General features: G+C 22.5%; 17 protein-coding genes. 3 read left to right on the top strand and 14 right to left on the bottom strand.

Annotation, left to right across the window (positions count from 1 at the left end; translation table 4 throughout):
* Positions 1-7 precede the first annotated feature (7 nt).
* The 4 genes from rlmB to AAHM85_RS04950 all read right to left on the bottom strand — a co-directional run bounded on the left by rlmB (position 8) and on the right by AAHM85_RS04950 (position 2,858).
* A complete protein-coding gene (gene rlmB / locus AAHM85_RS04965; protein WP_342261222.1) occupies positions 8-748 on the bottom strand; it encodes a 23S rRNA (guanosine(2251)-2'-O)-methyltransferase RlmB in 741 nt (246 codons plus the stop codon).
* Positions 749-760: 12 nt separating this feature from the next.
* Complete coding sequence (gene cysS / locus AAHM85_RS04960; protein ID WP_342261221.1) at positions 761-2,092, bottom strand: cysteine--tRNA ligase; 1,332 nt, start codon at positions 2,090-2,092, stop codon at positions 761-763.
* 101 nt (positions 2,093-2,193) lie between these two features.
* Positions 2,194-2,400, bottom strand: coding sequence for a hypothetical protein (locus tag AAHM85_RS04955; protein ID WP_342261220.1), 207 nt, complete (start codon positions 2,398-2,400; stop codon positions 2,194-2,196).
* A 62-nt stretch (positions 2,401-2,462) separates the two neighbouring features.
* Positions 2,463-2,858 carry a hypothetical protein gene (locus AAHM85_RS04950; protein ID WP_342261219.1) on the bottom strand — a complete coding sequence of 132 codons (396 nt, stop codon included), beginning with the start codon at positions 2,856-2,858 and terminating at the stop codon, positions 2,463-2,465.
* A 68-nt stretch (positions 2,859-2,926) separates the two neighbouring features.
* Here AAHM85_RS04950 and AAHM85_RS04945 point away from each other — a divergent pair, with 68 nt between their 5' ends.
* The 3 genes from AAHM85_RS04945 (at position 2,927) to AAHM85_RS04935 (ending at position 5,430) form a co-directional block, all read left to right on the top strand.
* On the top strand, positions 2,927-4,126 hold the full coding sequence (locus AAHM85_RS04945; RefSeq protein WP_342261218.1) for a hypothetical protein: 1,200 nt from the start codon (positions 2,927-2,929) through the stop codon (positions 4,124-4,126).
* 31 nt (positions 4,127-4,157) lie between these two features.
* Positions 4,158-5,278 (top strand): IS3 family transposase gene (locus AAHM85_RS04940; protein WP_425289706.1). Its coding sequence is split into 2 segments (ribosomal slippage): positions 4,158-4,401 and positions 4,401-5,278, totalling 1,122 coding nucleotides; the frame shifts between segments, so codons are not numbered across the junction.
* A gap of 23 nt (positions 5,279-5,301) precedes the next feature.
* On the top strand, positions 5,302-5,430 hold the full coding sequence (locus AAHM85_RS04935) for a hypothetical protein (RefSeq protein WP_342261217.1): 129 nt from the start codon (positions 5,302-5,304) through the stop codon (positions 5,428-5,430).
* An 85-nt stretch (positions 5,431-5,515) separates the two neighbouring features.
* Here AAHM85_RS04935 and AAHM85_RS04930 read toward each other — a convergent pair whose 3' ends face one another.
* The 10 genes from AAHM85_RS04930 to AAHM85_RS04885 all read right to left on the bottom strand — a co-directional run bounded on the left by AAHM85_RS04930 (position 5,516) and on the right by AAHM85_RS04885 (position 16,511).
* The gene (locus AAHM85_RS04930; RefSeq protein ID WP_342261216.1) at positions 5,516-6,094 is read right to left on the bottom strand and encodes a hypothetical protein; all 579 of its coding nucleotides are present in this window, start codon (positions 6,092-6,094) and stop codon (positions 5,516-5,518) included.
* Positions 6,095-6,226: 132 nt separating this feature from the next.
* Entirely contained in the window at positions 6,227-7,351 is a 1,125-nt protein-coding gene (locus AAHM85_RS04925) for a bifunctional folylpolyglutamate synthase/dihydrofolate synthase (protein ID WP_342261215.1), read from the bottom strand.
* A gap of 18 nt (positions 7,352-7,369) precedes the next feature.
* A complete protein-coding gene (locus tag AAHM85_RS04920; RefSeq protein WP_281748707.1) occupies positions 7,370-8,317 on the bottom strand; it encodes a hypothetical protein in 948 nt (315 codons plus the stop codon).
* A gap of 110 nt (positions 8,318-8,427) precedes the next feature.
* Entirely contained in the window at positions 8,428-9,099 is a 672-nt protein-coding gene (locus AAHM85_RS04915; protein ID WP_342261214.1) for a uracil-DNA glycosylase, read from the bottom strand.
* Positions 9,100-9,111: 12 nt separating this feature from the next.
* Positions 9,112-9,585, bottom strand: coding sequence for a 23S rRNA (pseudouridine(1915)-N(3))-methyltransferase RlmH (locus AAHM85_RS04910; RefSeq protein WP_342261213.1), 474 nt, complete (start codon positions 9,583-9,585; stop codon positions 9,112-9,114).
* On the bottom strand, positions 9,585-10,334 hold the full coding sequence (locus AAHM85_RS04905) for a hypothetical protein (protein WP_342261212.1): 750 nt from the start codon (positions 10,332-10,334) through the stop codon (positions 9,585-9,587). The genes AAHM85_RS04910 and AAHM85_RS04905 overlap by 1 nt, the downstream gene beginning before the upstream one ends.
* Before the next feature lie 512 nt (positions 10,335-10,846).
* The gene (locus AAHM85_RS04900; RefSeq protein WP_342261211.1) at positions 10,847-11,725 is read right to left on the bottom strand and encodes an IS1595 family transposase; all 879 of its coding nucleotides are present in this window, start codon (positions 11,723-11,725) and stop codon (positions 10,847-10,849) included.
* Positions 11,726-11,857: 132 nt separating this feature from the next.
* The gene (locus tag AAHM85_RS04895; protein WP_342261210.1) at positions 11,858-12,298 is read right to left on the bottom strand and encodes an ankyrin repeat domain-containing protein; all 441 of its coding nucleotides are present in this window, start codon (positions 12,296-12,298) and stop codon (positions 11,858-11,860) included.
* A 135-nt stretch (positions 12,299-12,433) separates the two neighbouring features.
* Entirely contained in the window at positions 12,434-14,668 is a 2,235-nt protein-coding gene (locus AAHM85_RS04890) for a hypothetical protein (protein WP_342261209.1), read from the bottom strand.
* A gap of 223 nt (positions 14,669-14,891) precedes the next feature.
* Positions 14,892-16,511 carry a lysine--tRNA ligase gene (locus tag AAHM85_RS04885; protein WP_342261208.1) on the bottom strand — a complete coding sequence of 540 codons (1,620 nt, stop codon included), beginning with the start codon at positions 16,509-16,511 and terminating at the stop codon, positions 14,892-14,894.
* Between the last annotated feature and the right edge of the window lie 41 nt (positions 16,512-16,552).

Below are 16,552 nucleotides of genomic sequence, written 5' to 3'. Positions count from 1 at the left end.
TTAAAATTTACGATAATTTTAACGTTTCAACATAAATATAGTTTGCAATAATACCACAAGCAACGCTAGCATTAAATGATTCTATTTTTGGACTTATTGGTATTTGAACAATATAATCGGTATGTTTTAATAACTTTGGACTTATCCCTTCACCTTCATTACCAATAATTAATGCTAAGTTGCTACTACAATCAATAGTAAAATAATCAATTGCTTTTACTGTTTTAGCAGCAGCCAAAATTCAAAATTTATATTTTTCTTGTAAATTATTAATTGCGGAAGTTAAATTATTAACTTGACAAATTGGAATAATACTTAGAGCACCGGCTGCAGCCTTTGCAACTGCACCATTTATTTCAGATTGATTACGATTTAAAACAATTACACCATCAAACTCATTACCCACTGCAATTCTTAACATTGAACCAAAATTATGTGGATCAGAAATACGATCTAAAATTAAAATTCTTAAAAATTTAGATGTTGAACCAATATTAATTAATTCATCAAAAGAAAAATATTGATAGTCTTTAACATTAGCAGCAATATTTTGATGTTTAGTAGTACCTAATAAATTATTCATTGCTTGTAAACTAATAATTTCATAAGGAATATTTACACTTTTTAAATCTTTTTTCAATTCTTGGTACTTATCTTGAACTAAAAAAACTTTTTTAATTTTTATTAATGATGATGATAATAATGCAGCAATAATAGGGTGATAACCATAAATATATTGTAATGCCATAATTTTGCTCCTTTAAATAATATTCAAATCTTTTAATTCTTGACGAATTTTATCAGCTTCTTGGTATTGTTTTTCCTTTTTTAGTTGCTCTCATATTTTAATTTTATTTTTAATTTTTTCAGAATAATTACCAACTTTAAAATCAAATCCTAATATTTTTAAAGCAAAGGTAAAAGTATAAAAAATTTCTTGAAATTCTTCATTAAAATTTTTTTTAATAAGTGCTTCATTTAATTTTTTAATCATATTTTCAATTAAAGTAATAGTATTAGTTGTATCAATATTATTTGATAAATTTTTAATAATTTGTTGATAATAAATTGAATGATGATTATTATTACATGTTATATTGTTAATAAATATTTGATATGTTCATTGTTTTAAAACATTTTCATATTTTTTTGTTGACACTAATCCATTTTCAATTGTTTCCTTATTAAAATCGATTGGTTGTTGATGATCACGATTTAATATCAAATATCGCAGTACATTTGGGTGATATTGCTGACAAAATTCTTTAACCAAAATAAAATTATTTAAAGATTTTGACATTTTTTCATTAGCAATATTAACATGACCATTATGTCATCAAATATTTGACATTTTTTTATTATTAGCTGCAACAAATTGAGCTCGTTCATTTTCATGATGAGGAAATTTTAAATCAACACCACCACCATGTAAATCAATAGTTTGACCATTAAATAAATCCTCAACAAAACAAGCACACTCAGTATGTCAACCAGGTCTTCCTTTTCCTCACGGACTATTTCAACTAATACCTATTGTTGTTGATTTTCACAAAGCAAAATCTAGATTATTTTCTTTAGCAACTAAATTTTTAATTCTAAAATTTGGAATTAAATCTTCAATATTTTTATGTGCCAAACTTCCATAATCTTTTAACTTATTAACTTTAAAATAAACATCACCATCAGTAACATATGCATAATCTTTAATAATTAATTTATTAATAAATTCAATAATCTTTGAAATATATTCACTTACTTTTGGTAATTTTGTAGGAAAAATAATATTTAATTTTTCTAAGTCTTCATAATATGCTAACGTGTATTTTTCAGTAACTTGTTGTTCTGTTATTTTTAAATCCGCAGCTTTCTTAATAATTTTATCATCAATATCAGTAATATTATGAACATAATTTATTTTATAATTTTGATGAATTAACAAACAATGTAAAACATCAAAAACAAGTACACCACGAATATTGCCAACATGAATATAGTTATAAACAGTAGGACCACATAAATACATATTAACTTGCTTTTTATTAGGGGCAAGCATCTGCAATGTTTGTGAAAAACTATCATAAATTTTAATCATTTAATTAACCCTTCTTAATAAAGTTTAGTTTTCATATACTCTATTATACTGTAAAGAATATCAATCTGTAACAAAATAATTTTTTAAATTTAAAACTCTCTTTAATAAAGAGAATCATTAATAATTAAAAAAGTATTAATTATTTGAAATTTCATAATTTTGATAGATATCATTTTTATGTTTTTATTTTTTTCAGTTATATATAAATTTCCTTTATTAGCAGAAGTTATTGTTCCAATATAAATAGTATCATTAATATTTGTTAAACCTCAAACTGCACCATTAGTATCTTCTCAACCAAGCATCAATTCAAAACTTTTATCAGGTTTACTTTTATATAAATTTCCTTCACCATTAATATCTGTTATTGCTACATAAAGTGTACTATACTATCAACATTTGTTAAACTTCAAACTTCACCGTTAATATTTTTTCAAGTAGAGACTGGCTCAATCTTAGCATTAATATCATTCGTATTTATTTTATATAAATTTCCCTTTTTATTAGCAGTTGATGTTCCCACATAAAGTACACCATTAATATTTGTTAAACCTCAAACTGCACCATTGTCTTGTTTTCAATTACTCATTAATTCAAATTTGCCATCACTATTACTTTTATATAAATTTCCTTTACCAGATATTGATGTTCCTATGTAAACTGTGCCCTTAATATTTACTAAAGCATGAACTACACCATTAGTATCTTCTCAATTAGAAACCTTTTTAAAATTAGTAATAGTACAAGATAAAGAGGCATCAGTCACTTAAGTTTACCAATTAATATTTTCAATCTGTAATATAATTAAAAATAATTAATACAGAAGGAGAAATTATGAATTATAAAGTTTATTCAAAAGAAACAAAATTAGCCGTTGTTAATGAGTATTTAGTTGATAAAAAACTAAAAATACATGAAATTCAAGTCAAATATAAATTATCAACTCCAGTATTAATTTATAATTGGGTTAACCAATATCAAATTAAAGGTGAAAATGCATTCACCAAAATTTCTAAATCCCAAACTTCTCACAGGATCGATAAGAAAGATATTGAAATTAAACTATTAAACAAAGAAATTGATAAACTTAGAAAACAAGCTTTAAAAGATGAGGTTGAAAAAGAACTTTTAAAGGAGCAATTAGCCTGTGAAAAGAAATTAACAAGGGGAAAAAATAGTAAATTATTAAAATATAAGTGTTTTTTAATAGTAGAAAAATATAAGCAAAAAGGTCATCAATTAAATAAAATTATTGTTTACATAGCTATTAGCAAAACAGCATACTATTTATGAGTAAAAAAAGGTAAAAAGCAATATCAATCAAAAATTAATGATAATTTGATACAAGCAATAAACAAAATAGTTCTCATTAAAAATGAAAAAAAGTACATTAATATCACTAGTTTTGAAAAAGTAAGATTAGAGTTAAAAATAAAAAATAAAGGTCTTAAATGCAGTAAAACAAGCATAAAACAAATATTAAAAGATAATAATATTAAATTATTATTAGAACCTAAATCAACAAATAGAGTAGTAGAAAATAGTGATTTAAAAAATAATAAAGATTTATTAAAACGTAATTTTTCAAGTAATAACTTTCTTGAAAAAGTTGGTATGGATGACACATGATTTAAAAATATAATTATTGGTGATAAAAAAACAAAATTATTAGTTGTTTTTGCTACTGATATGTACAGTAATTCAATTGTTGGCTGAAAAATAAACAAAAGTGAAAATGCCAAAACTGTGTTAAATGTGGTTAATCAAATAGAATTAGCGAGTGCTAAACAATGTAATTTTACGACTATTCAATCAGATTTAGGTTCTGCTAATACAAGCGAAATTGTTAGTAAAGTTTTTAATACAAGTACTAATCTAATTCATTCAAAAAGTCTATCAGGTTTTAAAGGTAATCAAGTTAGTGAATGTTTAAATCGTTGAATTAAAAGAGATTTTAAAATGATGTTTGGTAGCACTTTTGAAAGTATGTGGATCGGCTACAATTTATTGGACACTAATTATGTAGACAAATAACAATATTTGTTAAAAGAAAGGAAATATAATTATGGCCAATATTACTTCATATACAGATGAATTTAAAAAACAAATAGTAGCTTTATATCAAAGTGGCAAATCAGTATCTTGTCTTGTTAAAGAGTACAATGTTACAAGAGCAGTTGCATATAAATGAATTAAGCAATTTACTAATTCGGGAAGTTTTAAAACTAAAGATAATCTTTCTGATTTAGAAAAACAATTAATTCAAATGAATAAAGAATTAAAACAATTACGAATGGAAAATGATATTTTAAAGCAAGCAGCACTAATAATAGGCAGAAAGTAGAGATTATTGCAAATAATAAATGAAAATATAAGATTCGCCCAATGTGTCGTTTTTTAAAAATTTCTAAATCAACATATTATTTTAATTTAAAGAAAAAAGAAGATAAAATCAAAAATAATATTTATGATCAAGCTGTTATTAGTGCTTTTAAAGAAAACAAATGTGTTTATGGAACAAGAAGATTAAAAGTCATACTAGAAAAACAAGAAATTTATTTATCAAGAAGAAAAATTAAAAAAATTATGGATAAACATAATTTAATGTCAAAATACACTAAATTATCATTTAAAAATCATCGTAATAAAGTAAATAATGAACAAATCACTAATATTGTTAATAGAAACTTTAATAATAGAATTAAAAATGAGGTGATTGTCAGTGATCTTAGTTATGTTGAAGTTAATGGTAAATGAAACTATATTTGCTTATTAATAGACCTATTTAACCGCGAAATTGTTGGACATAGTGTAGGTACTAAAAAAGATGCATCATTGGTATATCAAGCATTTATGCAATCAAATCGCTGTTTAAAAGATATGCAAATATTTCATAGCGATCGAGGTAACGAATTTAATAATAAAATTATTAACAAACTTTTATTAGCATTCAATATTACCCGCTCTTTAAGTAAAAAAGGTTGTCCTTATGACAATGCTGTTGCTGAAGCAACTTTTAAAACTTTCAAGACTGAATTTATTAATGACAAAAAATTTACATCATTAATACAGTTAAAATTAGAATTATTTGATTATATCAATTGATATAACAATATAAGAATCCACAGCACTTTAAACTACTTAACTCCCATTAAATATCAAGAAAAAATGTCTACCAAAAAATAGTCCTAAAAAGGGTTGCCATTTCAATGGAAAGTTTTAATAAAATATTAGAAAAATTTGTTAGATATTGAAACAATGATAGAATAGTTATTAGATTGAAAATGCCTCCAAATCAATTTGTACAGATTTGAAGACAAGAAAGTAAACTTATCTAACCAATGCCCTTTCCTTTATTTCAATTTTATTAAAAAGATTCTAAACAGGTTCTCAGAAATTTTAATTAAATAATTATTTTTTGGTTTATTCTTCACATACTCTATTATATTGTAAAGATTGCGGATCTGTAGCAAAATAATATTTTTTAAATTGATTTTCTAAATTTAAAGTTTTCTTTAATGCAGAATAACAAGTAATAATTAAAAAAACATTAACCGTTAAATCAATAGGATATTTTATAACTCTTAATGGAAAATACATTAATCATAAAGGTGGTAATCCAGAAAATAATATTTTTAATGCAATAGGATCAGTACCAGTAATAATTAATGAAGTAATAGCATAAGCAATTGGCAAATATCAATAAAATGTCTTTTTACTATAATAAATTTTAGTAAAATTTAATACTAAATAGTAAGGTAATATACATCATAAAATACTAGTAAAAGTAAAAAATAAACATGGTGATGCACCACCAATACTAAATAATAAACCTAAAAAATCACTAGCAATACCACTAAGAAAACCTAATAATCCACCACAAAAGAAACCTATTAAAACTAATATAAAATTACCCAATTTAATTTCAAAATATTTAGAAAATGGTAAACTTTTTAACATTAAAGCACCTGTTGTATTTAAAGAAACAGCTAATGCTAACATTATTCCACTTAAGCAAATAAATTTTATTTGCCTTATCTTTTTTTTATTATCTTTATAATCAAAAACTGTGATCAATAAAAAAACAATTAAAATTAACACTCCACCAATTATATTCAATAACAATACATTCATTTAATTACCACCCTTTTTTATCATAATTATTTTTTTTGTTCTTAAATAATTAAGAACATCTGCTAAAAAATAACAAGAACCGGTAATTAAAATTATTTTATGAGCGTTACATTCAATCATTTTTTGATAATCAAAAATTTCACCAGTAATACTATTTAAATTACTATTACTACAAATAATAATATTATCTGAAACTTTTTTTAAACAACTAATTAATTTTTGTGGATATTTATTTTTTAAACAAGAAAATATAATTTGTTGAGGAATAATTTTATTAATTTTTAGCGTTTTAATTAATGCTTTAATACCATCAATATTATGAGCAGCATCAAAATAAATAGTTTTATCATTAATTTGATATTTCTCAAATCGTAATCTAATATTAGTATCATTAATGATTTTTAAAGCTTGTTTAATATTAATTTCTAAAAATGTTTTTGAAATTACTGTTAAAACTAATTTTTTATTTTCTTGATAGTATGGTTGATTGATTAATCTTGAAGAATATATAGGTTTATAACCTTCCATATCAATTTGCTTTTTTAATTTATTATTTAAATTACCTGAAATAAAAACATTTTTTGTCGTTGGTTTCACTATTCCCAATTTTTGATGTAATATTTCAGATGTAGTTTTACCAAGTCTATCTTGATGATCTTTACCAATTGAAGTAATAATAGCATATGTTGCATCAATGATATTTGTAGGATCAATTTTTCCACCAATTCCAACTTCAATTATTGCTCATTGCACATTTTGTTCTTGAAAATAAATTAATGCAATTAAAGTTAAAATACCAAAAAAACCTAATTGATAATATTCAATATCATCAAAAATCAAGCTTCTAATACGTACTAAATCTTTGTTACTAATCATCTTGTTATTAACAACAATTCGTTCATTAACAAACTCAATATGGGGAGAGGTAAATAAACCAATTTTTTGTTTTAAAGTTTGTGATAATATAGCAAAAATTAAACGTGATACCGAACCTTTACCATTTGTTCCAGCTACATGAATATACTTAATATTATTGTTTAAATACTTTGGAGTAATAATTTTTAATTTTTTTAAACAATCTTTATTTGAATATTTAGATATTTTTTTAAAAAATTCTTCATTCATATTTTTAAAATCCTTTATTTAATAATTATTATTATCAATATTAATTAAAGGATTAACAGTTCTTCAAGTCACATAAATTATAATTGAATTAATTATAATTTTAAGAGGTGCTTGCACAATTCTCATAATCGCTGTTACTCCATAATCTTTGGCATTAGGATCAAATAAAGTCATATCAGCATAGGAGGCTATAAGCACTGTTGTTACATACTCGGCTACTACCGCTAATAAAATAATTGGTAAAATTTCTTTAATTCTATAAATTTCTTTTTTCAATAAATAATAAAATAAAACACTATAAATACTTAATAGGCCAATAATGCCACCACCACCCATAATACTAGCAAGAACATATTTATTAACAATAATTCCTGACATAGAATATGATGATTGCTTACCTGAAATAACAATATACATGCCACCACCAGCAAAGAAAATAATAAAAAAATTAATTAAAGCAAAAATAACTCATGGATAATCCTTTAGTTTTACTTTAAATATTCCAGCAATTCCTGCCAAAAAACCAGTAAAAATAATACAAAACATATAATAAATGCTAATATATGAAGGAACAAATAACATTACCAAAATATCTGTTACTGCAGCACAAATAATACCTATAATTGGACCAAACATATAACCAGTTATTTTAATCATTAAACCCTCAAAAGCAATTCTAATTGGTGGTAATACTGTAATGGGTATCGTAATAGAAACAATAATAGTTGCCACAACTGATACCGAAGATAACATTGTTATATAGGCAATATTTTTAGTAGTAAAACGAACACCTTTATATTTATCTTTACGAAATCATTTTCAAAAACTATTCATTAAAATATATGCTAACATTATGCTACTTAAAGTAATAATTAAATAAATAGCTGTAGATCTACTAAATAAATTCAAGGTATTTAAATCATATCGTTGAGAAAATATGTGATTAAATATTAAATTATTGGGCATTTAAATAACCACCATTCCCGAAATATTCTTTAAAACTATATTAATTTTAACAAATATATCATAACATTGTTTGCTTAAATACATATAATAAAATTATTATTTTTTTATTTTTATCACTTAATGGGAGTTTTATTTTTTGAAATCAATCAATTATTACTTTTGCTAAATGGTCTTGAATTAAAAAAACCATTATAAGCACTTAAAGGTGAAGGATGTACATTCTCAATAATAAAATGTTTTTCTCTATCAATTAGTATTTTTTTATTTCTTGCATTTTTACCTCATAAAATAAAAACAAGATTAGTACAGTTTAAATTTAAAAATGATAAAACATGATCAGTAAAAGTTACTCATTGATATTGTAAATGACTATTAGGCTGACTTTCTCTGACAGTTAAAGTTGTATTTAAAAGCAAAACTCCCTGCTTAGCTCAACTTGTTAAATTACCATCATTATCTTTTTCAATATTTAAATCATTTTTTAGTTCTTGAAAAATGTTTTTTAAACTTGGTGGTAATGGAGTATTTGTTTTAACACTAAACGCTAAACCATGAGCTTGATTTGGCTGATGATAAGGATCTTGACCTAATATTATTACTTTAACCTTTGATAAAGGAGTTATTTTAAAAGCTTGAAATATTTCTTCTCATTGAGGATAACAAAGATAAGTTTGATATTCTTTTTTAATATCTTCTAATAATTTAGTAAAATATGCTTCTTTATATTCTTGTTGAAAAAATTCTAATCATGAGGAATCAACAAATAAAGTTTTATTATACATTTCTTTCACCTACTACTTATGATAACTTTGATTATTAAGTATTTGTAATGAACAATATATTTGCTCTAATAAAACAACATAACATAATTGATGAGGTAATGTTATTTTATCAAAAGAAATTTTAATTAAATTAATATTGTCTTTTAATATTTGTGCTACACCATTCCTACCACCAATAATAAAACCAATTTTGCCTTGTTGATAAATTTGATTTTTATTAATCATCTGTGATAATTGTTCGCTACTTATTAATTGTCCTGATAAATCTAATAAAAATCATTGATAATCATTATTCTTTGATATGTATTCAGTGATTTTATTAGTTTCAATTTTAATATTATTAGGAATTGAATTTAATTTAGATTCCATAATATTTTTTGTTTCAATATTAGTTCGTTTTTTAATTCGTTCTAAATAATCTTTGGCAGCTGATTTTCAATATGTTTGTGACAACTGACCAATACAAACAATTTTAATATTTATCATTATAATTCTGAAAAAGTCATGTTATTTATTCTTTCATAAACCACTTTATATGGGTTACGAAAATCAACATCACCCAAAGCTTTATCAATAGTATTTATATTAATAACAACTATTTCTTTTTTATTTTTATCAACATATAAACTAAAACTTACATCAATTTTAATATTAAAATCAATTTTAAAAGTCTTGTTCATTTTTGAATCTTTCATTATAAAGAATAAATGAATTCAACCTTTTTTAGTAATAGTTTTATTTTTATCATCTTTAAAGTCAGTAATTTTTGGTGAAACAATACTAGTTTTAGCAACTTTCGAAGGGTTTTCTGCTTCTGTTGCTGTTTCATATGTAACATATCAATAACCATAATATTGCTGTTTAGATATATCATTATCAGTTAAACCAAAAACTAAAAGACTTCCATTTGCATCTTTACAACTAAATGGTTCATTCATTACTTTATCTGGATCATTATTAACATTATAATTAATACTCTCATAATTACCTGATTTATATTGATCACTATTATAAAAATCCCTAGCAGCATCTGTAACTTCTAATGCATTACGATCAATTCTAATTTTGTCTGCTGCTAGTTGCATAAATGCAGCAAGTGGTTTGTATAAAAGCTTAGTATCATATTGATAGTATTTATTATAAACATAATCAACTAAAGGATCACCATCTTTGTTTGATGGCTCGTTTTCAAAATTTGCTTGAATTTTTGAACCATCTCCAGTACCACAAGCCACAATAGTACTCACAGAAGAAGAAAGTAAACTAAGTGTTGAAAATAAAGTGATTAATTTACGCATTTGATTGTTATTCTCCTTAAACTAAATAATAATTAAATATTCACTAAGAATTGTAACTTATTTTTTTATAAAAAGCAAAAGGAAATTCATATAGGTAAAATTACATTTTTTAAAATTAAAATATTAATGTTTATTTTAATATTTTAATAAAAATTAACGGAATTTTACGCTTATTGGTTAACACTTAATTCTTAATAAATAATTTAATTATGATATTTTTAAATGTGATTTTTTCTTTACGGTTATTATATTTAAAACAAAATTCATTTAAATAAGATTGGAGTCATTTTTTTGAAACTCAATGAAATTGGCCGATAAAACCTCTTTTTAATATTGCTCAAAAACTTTCTATTGTATTTGTATGAATACCATTATAAGAAAAATATTTTTTGTGATTAACTTGTTCATGTGGTAAAATTTTACGGAATTTTACGCTTATTGGTTAACACTTAATTCTTAATAAATAATTTAATTATGATATTTTTAAATGTGATTTTTTCTTTACGGTTATTATATTTAAAACAAAATTCATTTAAATAAGATTGGAGTCATTTTTTTGAAACTCAATGAAATTGGCCGATAAAACCTCTTTTTAATATTGCTCAAAAACTTTCTATTGTATTTGTATGAATACCATTATAAGAAAAATATTTTTTGTGATTAACTTGTTCATGTGGTAAAATTTTATTCATTTTATAATATCCACGATATTCATCAGTAAAAAGAATAGAATTGTTAATATCAACATTTTCTTTAACTATTTTCATTAAATTTTCAGATTTAATACTTTTATTTTTTGCATGAAATAATTTAACATTACCATTTCGTTCAATAATGCCAACAACACACTCTTTACTAGTTCCTCTACCACGTAATGAGTTATTTTTATTATCAACATCATTATATTTACGCGGTTTTCCACCCACATATGTTTCATCCATCTCTAATATTTTTGCTAATAATTTAATCTCATCATTAGCCATTGCCTTTCTAATTTTATGCATCATTTTTCATACAGTTGCTAAACGTAAATTTAAGTCTCTTGAAGCTTGAGATGATGATAAACTTTTTTTAGCATTAGCCATTAACACTATTAAAATAAATCACTTTTGAAGTGGTACACGTGTATGATGAAAAATAGTTTGAGCAGTTACACTAAAAGACTTATGACATTTTTTGCATTTATAACGCGACTCTTTTAAAACAGAGTTAACTTTTTCACTAAAACAAAAAAGACATTTTGGTTTGTTATTTCATCTTATTTCTTCTAAAAATTTTATACAAGATTCTTGGTTTGGAAATTTATTTATTATGTCTAAAATATTCATTTTCAATCACCTTTAATTAGATTTTATTTTACTAATATCTAATTATAGTTTTCAGAAATAATAATGTATATAAGTTATTGCCAATAAACGTAAAATTCCGAAAATTAATATTGTCATAAAAGGAATTAAAAATTATATATTTTTTATCATTGATAATTGTTTTTGCCAATCTATTTCATCTTTAAAATAATCAGAATTATTAATTTCTTGTTGAAATTTCATTACTTCTTCATATGTTGGTAATTTGTCTTTATCTTCTTTTAACATACTTTCATATGTTGGTAATTCATTTTTATCTTGTTCTAAAATTTCTTCATCTAAAATATCGTTAGTATTTTCCATTAAAAAATTAAAGACTTCCAAATTATTATTTCAAACAGCTAATATTAAAGCATTATGTCCATATTCATTTACTTGATAAACATTTGCATTATTATCTATTAAATACTTAACTATCTCTAAATCATTATTTTTGATAGCTAACATCAAAATAGTGAAACCATCTTTAGTTACATAATTTATACTAACACAGTTCCTAACTAATAATTTAACTTTTTCTAAGTTATTATTCATAACAGCTTTTATTATTTTCTGATTTTTCTTATTAATAAATACTCTTATTTTTTTCGTAATGTACTTCTTAAGCATTTTCTCTCTTTCTATAAATTAAACTTGATACAATAATAAAGTTAATCTTATTAGTTTGTTTTAAACTGTATTTAATATTTCTGCTTTTGTTTCCGAAGATAATTGAGATTCTATTACACCCATATTATCTCATTTTTGTTCACTTGCATTTTTTGATTCTTCTGATAAAGATTGTTGTAACTCTGGAATTTCACTACTTATTAATTTTCATACTTCATTTAAAGATGTTAATTTTATTTCTTCTTCATTCAATGTATTTTTAATTTTTTGTTCTTCTTTTTTTGAATTTTTTTTATTTAAATTATTTTTTAAATTATCACAATTTTCAGTAGTTTTTTTACTTTCCATTGCAAAAAAATATCTAATATTTTCCAATGTTGTAGATAAATCTTTTACTTCATCTTCATGTAATTCCTTTATTGAAATTATTTTTTTTTCTAAATCATTTATTTGAAATTCTAGTTTTTCAATGGTTTTATTTTGTTCTTCAATTTTTTGATCTTGTCAACTAGGTTTCTCATTTTCTTGATTTATTTCGGTTTGGATTTCAATACTTACTAATTTTGATTGATTAATTGTTCTTAAAGATTCCTGAATTTTTTCCTTTTTTTCTCTAATTGCGTTTTCTATTATTTCTTTTTCTTTTAATTTAAAATTAATTTCTAAAGTTGTGAAATCATTTTTAAATTCATTTTCTATTTTTTCATTTTCTTCTCTTATGTTTTCTAAATTATTTTGAATGTTAAAATTTTCATTAAATTTCTCAATACTGTCAGCATTTTCTTCTCAATAATTTTCAATAATCTTAATAAATTCCATATTTTCTAATTTATTAACTTCTTTTAAGAAATTAATAAATATTTTTTGATCTTTACTAATATTTTTAATTCATTTTTCTTTTATTTTTTTAAGTTCAAACATCATCGTATGTTTATTTTGCTTAAAAAAATCCTCAATTTTATTAATTTTATCTTCTATTTTTTTTATTTTTTTATCATTAATATTTAACTCAGTATCATGTCTTGTAATATTATCTTGTAACTCCGCAATATAATCATTCTTTTTCTTAATATCACTATTCTTTTTTTTAATTACTACATCTATTTCTTTTAAATATTGTTTTTTTCCTTTTTTATCATCTGAAATATTTTTAATTAATATTTGATTTTCAATATTATTTTTATTTTCTTCTAAATCTTGCAAGTAACTAATTTTTTTATTTTTTATATTTTTCTTTCGTTTTTCTAAATTTTCAATTTGTTTTCTTTTTTCTGCTATCTCTTTCTGATGTATTCTAATTTGTTCTTTTTTTTCTTCTAATTCATTTTTAAATAATTCTATACTTTCTTTCACTTTATCTTTAGTTTTAATAATTTCCTCTTGTTCACTTATTAATTCCTTTTCTCGATCATTATATTTTTCAAATATATCATTGTATATTCTTTCTTCATTTTTAATAATTTTTTTAATATATCGGTTAAATATGTCATCTATTAATTCAAAGAAAAATACAAAATTTTTATCAAATTTACTTTTTAAATCTTTATCTTCTTTTAAAATCAATTTATATTCATCTCCACTTTTCATTCTAAATGCTCAAAAAGATAAAATTAATTGGGTCATAACTTCTTCTTTAAAAAGGTTTTCAAAAATTTTCTCTTTTTTATTTTCTAATTCTTCATTTTTTTGATATAGCCTACGAATTTCTTTATCAATTTTTATTTTTAATTCTCGTGTTTTTTTAAAAAACTCTTTTTTATTTTCAAAAATATTTAAATTTATTGTTTTTAAAAAAATAATATCATTACTTATTGTTTCACTTAAAAAATTAAAAAGATTAAAATAATCTGTGATTTCAATAAACTCAGTACTATTTTGATTAGTTTTATTAATTTTATTTTGTTCAATTAATGTTTTATTTTTCTCCAAGGATAATAATTTTTCATTTTGTTTTTTAATTTTATTATCAAGTTCTATTAAAAAATAATCTAATTGTCTAATTAATTTTAAATTTTCTTTTTTTTCTCAAAAATAAGAAAAAAAATTATATTTTAAATCATTTCTTAATTCCTTAATTAATTTATCTAAATCAGTTTTTTTATTTTCTTTTAATTGAGTTAATGGTGCTGATGTACTTGGGCTTTCAAAATCAGTATCTTCTGAATTAGAAAAAAAATTATTTTTTTCATTGTATTCTTTAAAAAAAATCTTAAAAGTTTCAACAACTTCGTCTAAATTTTCATCAGTTAAAGGATAATTTCTAAATTTTTTTATTAATTCATTAAATCAAGGCATAAATCTTATTCTCCTAAATTTTATTTATAAAATAAAAAAACCAATTGTTTTTAAATAAAACAATGGGTTTGAAAACTTATATTTTTCAATCTTTTGTGTTGATAAAAATAAAATGCTCTTTATTCTAAAGAACTATCTTGATTATAACTAATTAATTTATCTTTTTTTAAAAAAAAGATAAATTACTATTATATGTTTATATAATAAAAATTTATCACAAAAATTATTTTTCAGTTCTAGGTTTCATATGTGGAAATAATAATACATCTTTAATACTATTTTGACCAGTTATTAACATAACCAAACGATCAATACCAATTCCTAATCCACCTGTTGGTGGCATACCATACTCCAATGCTTCAACAAAGTCTAAATCCATAGTTGCTGCTTCATCATTACCACTATTTTTTTCTTTTATTTGCTCTTCAAAACGGTTATATTGTTGTAAAGAATCATTTAGTTCCGAATAAGCATTTGCATATTCTCTACCAACAATAAATAATTCAAAACGATCAGTAAACTCTTTACTATTTTTATTTAATTTAGCAAGTGGTGAAATTTCAATTGGATAATCAAAAATAAAAGTAGGTTGAATTAAAGTTTCTTCAACAAAAGATTCAAAAAATAAATTAATAATATGACCAGTACTATTATAATGTTCTGGAATATGAAGTTTATAACTTTTTGCAAGTTTTAATATAAGTTTAAATGTTTTATTTTTTTCAATTTTTCTAATATTATCATCTTCAATATTATGATATTTTAAAATCATATCACTAATTTCTTGGAAAATTTTAGTAAACTCTTCATCTTTGATCATGGCTTTTTTAATTGAATCAATCATACTAATTTTTGCTCATGATTTTTCAAAATTTAATATATTTTCATCATATTCTAATGTTAATTTATTATGTACTATATTAATTAAATGTTTTATACAAGATTCTATTAAATCCATCATATATTTCATATCTTGATAGGCAACATAAATTTCAATAGTTGTAAATTCTGGATTATGTTTTTTGCTCATACCTTCATTACGAAATAATCTACCAATTTCATAAACTTTTTCAAAACCACCAACTATTAATCTTTTTAAATGTAATTCAGTAGCAATTCGTAAATATAAATCGGTTTTTAATGTATTATGATAAGTAATAAAAGGTTTAGCAGCAGCACCACCATATACTTCTTGTAAAATAGGTGTTTCAACTTCTAAATAACCTTTATTATTTAAAAAATTTCTTAATTCATTAATAATTTGTGTACGTTGTAAAAACGTTTTTTTAGTTTCTTGATTCATAATTAAATCTACATATCTTCGTCGATAACGTTCTTCAATATCTGTTAAACCATGAAATTTATCTGGTAAAGGTCTAAGTGCTTTTGATAACATTACAATATCATAGACTTGAACTGTTAGTTCTCCTTTATTGGTTTTCATAACCTTACCTTTAATACCAAAAAAATCTCCTAAATCTGCATATTCTGCAAATCATTCAAATTTTTTTTGATTAACATATTCTGGTTTTAAATAAATTTGAAATTTACCTGTTTGATCTTGCAAATGAGCAAAGATTGAACCCTTTCCCATTTCTCTTTTTGTCATTAATCTACCTGCCATTTTAATTTGAACATTAGGTAAATTAGCAACAAATTTTGCTAACTCTTCTTTACTTTTATTTCTAAATTCGCTATTTAAAGTTTCACAATTATAATTTCTTTCTCAATTACGCCCATAAATATCATAATTTTGTTTATATAAATCTTGTATTTTTTGATATCTTAATGCTTCTTGCTCTGTTAAAATACGTCCATTAATTTCAAGTTTAGTTTCTTTCATTGTTTTCATCCTTTGTATTTAAAATAAAAAATTAAATTAAA

The organism is Spiroplasma endosymbiont of Notiophilus biguttatus (assembly GCF_964030985.1).
GTDB lineage: Bacteria > Bacillota_I > Bacilli_A > Mycoplasmatales > VBWQ01 > Spiroplasma_E > Spiroplasma_E ixodetis_A.
Note: the sequence above shows the minus strand (reverse complement) of the source record. Positions and strands in the feature narration are given on the sequence as shown.